The organism is Protofrankia symbiont of Coriaria myrtifolia (assembly GCF_900634755.1).
GTDB lineage: Bacteria > Actinomycetota > Actinomycetes > Frankiales > Frankiaceae > Protofrankia > Protofrankia coriariae.
This window is the reverse complement of record NZ_CAAAFS010000337.1, coordinates 1-5,010: the sequence shown is the minus strand read 5'-3', so window position 1 is coordinate 5,010 and position 5,010 is coordinate 1. Positions and strand designations below refer to the sequence as shown.

Genomic DNA, 5,010 nt, shown 5'->3' with positions numbered 1-5,010 from the left:
CCCTGTGCCCTGTGTTGCCGCGTCGGGCCGCCGTGTCCGCTGGGCCGGTAACGTTGTACTGGTCATGACCGTGTCCCTTGACGGCCATCCGTGGCCGAGTTCCGGCAGCCGCCGTACGTCTCGGCAGTCCGACCTGTTCGACCGGCTCGTCGAGATTTTCCTGCGTGAGGGGTTCGCGCACTTCACACTTGCTGATCTTGCCGCGCGGCTGCGTTGCTCGAAGTCGAGTCTCTATGCGCTGGCGCACAGCAAGGAGCAGCTTGCTGTCGCGGTCGTCGTCCACTTCTTCCGTACCGCCGCGGCCGAGGTGGAGCGGCGGGTGGCCGGGGTCACGGATCCTGGTGCGCGGGTCGGTACCTATCTGGCGGCCGTGGCGGAGGAGCTGAAACCGGCGTCCGAGGCCTTCCGGCGGGATCTCGCGGCCTTCCCACCGGCCCGTGACGTCTACGAGCTCAACACGCGGATCGCGGCGGCGCGGATCCGTACGCTCGTCGCCGAAGGGGTGGCTGACGGGGCCTTCCGCGATGTGCACGCGTCCTTTGTCGGGCACGTGGCGACTCTTGCCATGGTTGCCATTCAGCAGGGTGAGGTCGCGGGTGTCACGGGCCTTTCCGATGCCGACGCCTACGCTGAGCTGGCGAAACTGCTGCTGCACGGGATCGTCCGGGATACGGGTACGGGTACGGATGCCGCCGGACGGCCTGGCCAAACGGCCAACGGCCTGTCCGGCTGACGGTGCGGAGGGATGGCGGCCCGCCGGGGCACGTGCGCCGGGCCGGGGTAAGGCGGGTCAGGAGCGGGCGAGGTGCCGGCTGATGACCAGCCGCTGGATCTGGTTGGTGCCTTCGAAGATCTGCATGACCTTGGCTTCGCGCATGTACCGTTCGACCGGATAGTCGTGGGTGTAGCCGGCACCGCCGAACACCTGGACGGCGTCCTCGGTGACTTTCATGGCGGCGTCGGTGGCGACCAGTTTGGCGATGCTGGCCTGGCGGGAGAACGGTAGCCCGGCGTCGCGGCGGCGGGCGGCGGCGAGCGTGGTGGCGCGTGCCGACTCCACGGCGGCGGCCATGTCGGCGAGCAGGAAACCGAGCCCCTGGTGCTCGATGATCGGTTTGCCGAAGCTCGTGCGCTGCCGGGCGTAGGCGACCGCGTCGTCGAGGGCACGCTGGGCCAGGCCGACGGCGGTGGCGGCGATCCCGAGGCGGCCGGAGTCCAGTGCGGACAGGGCGATCGACAGCCCCTGCCCGGGCTGCCCGACCAGTCGGTCGGCGGGCAGCCGGACGTCGGAGAAGTTCACGATGGCGGTGGGGGAGCCTCGCAGCCCCATCTTCCTCTCCGGTGGCTGGGTGGTCAGGCCGTCGCTCGTGGCGTCGGCGACGAAGCAGGAGATGCCGCTGGAGCGGTCGTCGGAGGTGCGGGCGAAGACGGTGTAGAAGTCCGCCGCCCCGCCGTGGGTGACCCACGCCTTGGTCCCGGCCAGCAGGAAACCGCCGTCCGTGGTGGCGGTCGCGCGGGTGCGCATCGCGCTCGGGTCCGAGCCGGCGTGCGTCTCGGACAGGCAGTAGGCGCCGAGCAGGTCGCCGCCAAGCAGCCGCGGGAGCAGGGTCTCACGTTGCGCCGGGCTGCCGGCGATGGCCAGCGGGTAGCAGGACAGCGCGTGCACGCTGATGCCGACGGCGACCGCCGCCCACCGGTAGGCGATCTCCTCCAGGACCTGCAGGTACACCTCGAATGGCTGGCCGCCGCCACCGACCTCCTCGGGGTAGGGCAGGCTGAGCAGCCCGGCCTGGCCCAGGACCGTGAACGCGTCACGAGGGAACCGGCCGGCTTCCTCCCACTCCACCACCCGCGGCTCGAGTTCCTTCTCCGCGATCGTGCTGGCGAGTTCGACCAGCTCACGCGCCTCGTCCGAGGGAAGTAGACGTTCCGCGGGCATCCGGACCTCCTTGACTGACTCGGAGAGTCGATACTCGAAGTCGTACCAGGGTACTGCTTCATTCCTTTTCAGCAGGTGGGTTCGGTTGCCACGGCCACTCGGAACGCGTGTCGGGAGGCGTGGAGCGTCCATGAGGCCCTGGGCGGTCGCGCCGGGCCCGCCGGTGTGACCAGGCCGGGCCGGCCAGGGAAGCCAGGCGGTACGACCAGGTCAACTTTTCTGATCATGTCAGGAGGTGTCGGGGCCGGGCCGGAGGCTGACGGCGTCGGCCGCCATCGAACTGAGCGGACCGCGCCTGCCGCCGACGTAGCCGTAGAACGTCGAGCGAGAAATACCAGCTCCGGTGCGGTCCTCTCGACGCTGAGATCCCGTGGGAGCCGCCGGAGCCGATCATCAAGGTGGGAGTCCAGCTTATGATCGTTCGGTGGATGAATCAGGAGCGCCGGCGTCGGCGGTGCCGATCCGATGTTCTTGCTGTGCAGATGATGCCGGTGCCGTCATGGCATAACACCCACCGCCGCTGACCTGCGGTTACAGGTCGGTTTCGTCCAGATTCCCTAATTCGGGCGTTGTGCCGCGCCACATCCACTAAAATCATGGGGTTCGCTGTCGTGCTCGTCACCGTGAGAAAGGTCAGGATCAGGCGTGGGGGAACTCGCCATTGTCACCGGTGCTTCGCCGGATTCGTCAGGTATCTCTGAGGTGAATTATATCAACCAGGCAGGTGGCCGGAATTCTGCGCCGTTGGATCCGGTTGTCCGCGGTGTATACGACAGGTTGCGGCAGACGCCGGCCGCCGCGAAACAACTGACTTCCAACGGACTGTCGATCCCATTTGACGGCGACCGTTTCACGTTGCTGCGCGACAGCGCCCCGCTGCTGCCCGATCCGGCCGCGCTCCGACGCCGGTTCCACGAGGACGGCTACCTGCACCTGCGCGGTGCGCTCGATCCGGACGAGGTCCGCGCGTTACGGGCCGACTACTTCTCCCGGTTCGACCCGGTCTACCTGAGGCCCGGGACCGACCCGGTCCACGGTGTTTTCTCCGGGCAACTGCCGCCGGACCTTCCACCGCACGGCTGGCCGGGTCATCCGGCCCACAGCTTCGTCCGTTCGGCGGCTTTCACCCGGTTCATAGAGAATCCGAGACTGCTGCGCCTGGCCGAGACACTGCTGGAGGCCCCCGCGCTTCTGCTGCCGCGGCGTATCGTCCGGCATTTCCACCGTGGGTCGCCCACCGCGACCCGCGCCCACGTCGACTTCGACTACCTCGATGCGGGTTCCGACCGCCTGGTGACGATGTGGATACCGCTGGGTGACTGCTCGGTCGAGACCGGCGGCATGGTCTACCTGGAGGGGTCGCACCGTCTCGGTCATGAAAAACTGGCACCCCTGCGTGAGGTGACGGACCGTCCGGGCGATCCCCGGCCGATCAGTCACGACCTCTTCTGGGTCTCCAGCCAGCTGGGCCTGCGATGGATGCACGTCGTCAGCAGGGCTGGCGACATCACCCTGCACAACTCGCACCTCATCCACGCGTCCCTGGACGTCACAGGAGATGTGATGCGGCTGTCCACCGATCTGCGCTTCGCCCGTCGTGACGACGCCATCGACCACCGCTGGACGATCCCCTGGTCGGGCGACGACGGGAACTGAGAATTCCGCCTCCTCCTTATATCGCTCCTCATATCGCTCCCCGCATCGGCTCGGGCCGGCCGGCCCGAGCCGATGCGGGGAGCGGCGCGTATGCGGCCCGTCCCGCCGATGTGGCGCGGGTGTCGAACCGGCTGTCGCGGCCGCGGCGAACAACGATGTTTTCGCCGGCCCGGCCCGAACGTCGGAACAGCCGCCGGCGACGGATTCGAAGCGGAGACGACTCAGCATGGAGCGGTGGTTCTGCCGGGTGTACGGAAAAATCCCGAGAAGGTCGTTCCCCGCATATCGACGCATATCGGAGCCGGCCTCGCCCGCTGGTCACGGAGATGCTGAACAGTATCCTGATGACGTCAGCACGGACCGACGTGCACGGATAGGAGATGCGGCGTGCAGAACGACCCACGATCGATTTCGTCCGCGGGAGACGCGCCGGATCGTGCCGGGGCTGCCACCGACACCGATATTCCGGTGACAGTACGCATTCCCGCTGACGGGATCGAGTTGGTCGGTGACGCCTACGGCAACCCGGCCGCCGCCCCGGTGCTGCTCCTGCACGGCGGTGGCCAGACCCGCCATTCCTGGGGCACGACCGCCCGCATGCTCGCCCGTGACGGCTGGTACGCGCTCGCCATCGATCTACGTGGGCATGGCGACAGCGGCTGGTCCCCCGACGGGATCTACCCCCTCGGCCGGTTCGCCGCCGATGTCGTGGCGGCCGTGCGGTGGACCGGGCGGGTGCCCGTGCTCATCGGGGCATCCCTCGGTGGCATTGCCTCGCTGGCGGCTCTCAGGCAGCATCCCGATCTTGCGGCTGGTGTCGTCCTTGTCGACGTCTCACCGTTCCTGCAGGCCGCCGGTACGAATCGCATCCGCGAGTTCATGACAGCCAGGCCGGAGGGCTACAGCTCCCTGGACGAAGTCGCCGACGCAGTCGCGGCCTATCTTCCGAACCGGCCCCGACCGCGCAACATCAGCGGCCTGCGCAAGAACCTCCGTCGGGTCGACGGTCGGTGGTTCTGGCACTGGGATCCCGCTTTTCTGCGTGATACCAGCAGCCAGCTGTCCCAGCGCGAGCACGTAATCACGTCCGGGCTCGCGGAGGCGGCCGCCTCGCTGCGGATCCCGACCCTGCTCGTGCGTGGTGGCCAGTCGGACGTGCTGAGCGTCGACGATGCCCGTCGTTTCCTTGAGCTGGTTCCCCACGCCGAATATGCCGACGTGGCCGGAGCCCATCACATGGTCACCGGTGACGACAACTCGGTTTTCGACCAGGCGGTACGCGACTTTTTCGACCGGCGCGTCCGTCCCCGTCAACGTCTCGGCCTCGACACGGCCCCGCCGTCGTTGTGACGGGTCCACCGGCATTCATCAGCTGATCGCCCGGCCCCGCGGCGTGCCATGGGCACCGCGCGGTG

General features: G+C 68.2%; 4 protein-coding genes. 3 read left to right on the top strand and 1 reads right to left on the bottom strand.

Annotated features, from left to right (window positions below):
• Window positions 1–64: 64 nt before the first annotated feature.
• Entirely contained in the window at window positions 65–733 is a 669-nt protein-coding gene (locus CM1CMNOD_RS19715) for a TetR/AcrR family transcriptional regulator (RefSeq protein ID WP_013875353.1), read from the top strand.
• 57 nt (window positions 734–790) lie between these two features.
• Here the strand turns inward: CM1CMNOD_RS19715 and CM1CMNOD_RS19710 are convergent, their stop codons facing one another.
• Complete coding sequence (locus CM1CMNOD_RS19710) at window positions 791–1,939, bottom strand: acyl-CoA dehydrogenase family protein (protein WP_013875352.1); 1,149 nt, start codon at window positions 1,937–1,939, stop codon at window positions 791–793.
• An 855-nt stretch (window positions 1,940–2,794) separates the two neighbouring features.
• Between CM1CMNOD_RS19710 and CM1CMNOD_RS19705 the strand changes: the two genes are divergently transcribed.
• Together CM1CMNOD_RS19705 and CM1CMNOD_RS19700 are read left to right on the top strand one after the other, a co-directional pair.
• A complete protein-coding gene (locus CM1CMNOD_RS19705; RefSeq protein WP_237702897.1) occupies window positions 2,795–3,595 on the top strand; it encodes a phytanoyl-CoA dioxygenase family protein in 801 nt (266 codons plus the stop codon).
• 468 nt (window positions 3,596–4,063) lie between these two features.
• Window positions 4,064–4,945 (top strand): alpha/beta fold hydrolase, encoded by an 882-nt coding sequence (locus CM1CMNOD_RS19700; RefSeq protein WP_237702895.1) that lies wholly within the window; start codon window positions 4,064–4,066, stop codon window positions 4,943–4,945.
• Window positions 4,946–5,010: the final 65 nt, after the last annotated feature.